Here is a 2,109-nt window from a genome sequence, read left to right as displayed (position 1 = left end):
GCTGGAGAGGTTGAGCCCTTTAGGGTAAATAGTCGAGTTGACTTAGAGTTTTAATCTTCCCAAAAGGATAGCAGCGGCACGGGCTGAGCTACTGGCGTGATGAACTTGAGGTGTTGGGGCGACAGCGAGAGCCACAAAAGCCCTTAGTGTAATAGCCGAGTAGGGTAGTTTGTACAGCGTATAGCTTGGTTTTACCATCCCACAGGGTGGTGGAATTTGGCCCAATGAATTCAAAAATCATCTCTCGACTTCGCTCGGTAATCTTAAAAAACCTCTCTTAAATAAAAGATATTCAGCAAACGTATAACTCAATATTTATTCAAAAACCAGGGTGTAAAATTCAAAAAGCGGTTTCGGGAAAAGTAGCACTATTGACGAATCCCTTTTCTCTTATAACTTTCCCATAAAATACCTTTAACATTTTGAAGTTGAATGCTTACATTTGTGCTTCTAAGAAATTTTGATTTATGAACAGTTGGTACACCGTAAAGGTTAAATATACAAAGCAAATGGAGGATGGAACGTTAAAGCGCGTTACCGAGCCTTATTTGTTAGACGCGGTATCTTTTACAGATGCTGAAGCAAGAATTTACGAAGAGTTAGGAGAGCAAATTCGTGGGGAGTTTTTGGTAACGGGAATTTCTAAGACGGATTATGCTGATATTTTCCACTACGAGGATGCTGATTACTGGTACAAGTGTAAGGTGACTTACGTTTCTGTTGATGCAGATTCTGGAAAAGAGAAAAAGGTTTCTAACAACTTCTTAGTAACTGCTGCCAATGTGAAGGAAGCTTTCGAAAGAATAGAGGAGAGCTTAGAGTCAATGTTGGTAAGTTTCGAAATTCCAGCCATTGCAGTTTCTCCTATTATTGACATTTTCCCTTTCAACCCAGATTTAGATAAGGAGTTGGATAGAAGAGAAATGACAGAAGAGGAAAAGGAAGAGTACAACGAATCTAGAAACCCTCCTGTGTTTACAGCTTCTGGAGATGATGAAGAAGAAGTAGAGGAGACGGTAGAAGAAAGCACATTTACTGACGAAAGCGAGTAAAATGGGGATAGACTTTATTTCTAAAATAAAGAACGATCATAAAGATTTTGATAAAGGGAAGTTGAGCGATAATGTGCCCAGCGACCCTTTTGATTTATTTAAGGAATGGTACGAGCATGCTTTTAAAAGCGAGCAACCTGAAGCCAATGCCTTGCATCTTACAACGGTAAATAAAGAAGGGAAACCGAGTTCGCGTATTCTTTATTTGAAGGATATTACCGAAGAAGGTTTTATATTCTACACCAATTACAATTCTCAAAAGGGAAGAGAAATAGCGGAAACGGGCGTTGTTGCTGGTTTGTTGTTTTGGCCAGGATTGGAGCGTCAAATTCGTATTGAGGGAACATGCCAAAAGGCAGATCCAGCGATTAGCGATGCTTACTTTAATTCTCGTCCACGAGGAAGTAAGATTGGAGCTTGGGCAAGTCATCAAAGTGAGGAGCTAGATAGTCGCCAAACTTTGGAGGAAAGAACAGTTGAATACGAAGCAAAATTCCCGAATGAAGTACCGCGACCAGAGCACTGGGGTGGTTACTTGATTAAGCCAGAGCGTTTTGAGTTTTGGCAAGGAAGAGCCAGTAGATTGCACGATAGAATTTGTTACAAAAAAGATGCTTCTCAAAACTGGGAGGTGTTTAGGAAAAATCCATAGATGATACAAGAAGAACCAACGGTTTTTACGCTTTCCAATGGAATGCGTGTAGTATACCTGCATACGGATAAACAAGTGGCACACTTGGGGGTTACGGTATTGGGTGGTTCTCGATTTGAGAAAGACAACGAGGTTGGTTTAGCACACTTTTTAGAGCATTGTATTTTTAAGGGAACGCAAAAGCGTAAAACTTATCACATCCTTTCGCGCTTAGATTCTGTAGGAGGTGAGTTGAACGCCTACACGGCCAAAGAGGAGATATGTATTTACGGTTCTTTCTCTTTTGAACATTTGAAACGTACCTCTGAATTGTTGGCAGATATAACTTTTCATTCTGTGTTTCCAGAAAAGGAAATAGAGAAGGAGAAAGAGGTTGTATTGGACGAATTGAATGCCTACATGGAT

3 protein-coding genes are annotated in these 2,109 nt (G+C 40.4%); all 3 read left to right on the top strand.

Going from position 1 to position 2,109, the window contains the following annotated elements:
- The first annotated feature begins 467 nt into the window (after window positions 1–467).
- Window positions 468–1,052 (top strand): DUF4494 domain-containing protein, encoded by a 585-nt coding sequence (locus tag R3333_RS14235; RefSeq protein WP_318959431.1) that lies wholly within the window; start codon window positions 468–470, stop codon window positions 1,050–1,052.
- A 1-nt stretch (window position 1,053) separates the two neighbouring features.
- A complete protein-coding gene (gene pdxH / locus R3333_RS14230; RefSeq protein WP_318959430.1) occupies window positions 1,054–1,704 on the top strand; it encodes a pyridoxamine 5'-phosphate oxidase in 651 nt (216 codons plus the stop codon).
- A partial coding sequence (locus R3333_RS14225; RefSeq protein WP_318959429.1) for a M16 family metallopeptidase occupies window positions 1,705–2,109 on the top strand: 405 nt, incomplete at its 3' end.

The sequence above is a fragment of the Lishizhenia sp. genome (genome assembly GCF_033720595.1).
In the GTDB taxonomy this organism is placed as follows: domain Bacteria; phylum Bacteroidota; class Bacteroidia; order Flavobacteriales_D; family Crocinitomicaceae; genus Lishizhenia.
Note: the sequence above shows the minus strand (reverse complement) of the source record. Positions and strands in the feature narration are given on the sequence as shown.

Bases quoted from the DNA above. Each gene is read 5' to 3' on its own strand.
- R3333_RS14235 (WP_318959431.1), top strand. From the start codon at position 468: ATGAACAGTTGGTACACCGTAAAGGTTAAATATACAAAGCAAATGGAG.
- pdxH (WP_318959430.1), top strand. From the start codon at position 1,054: ATGGGGATAGACTTTATTTCTAAAATAAAGAACGATCATAAAGATTTT.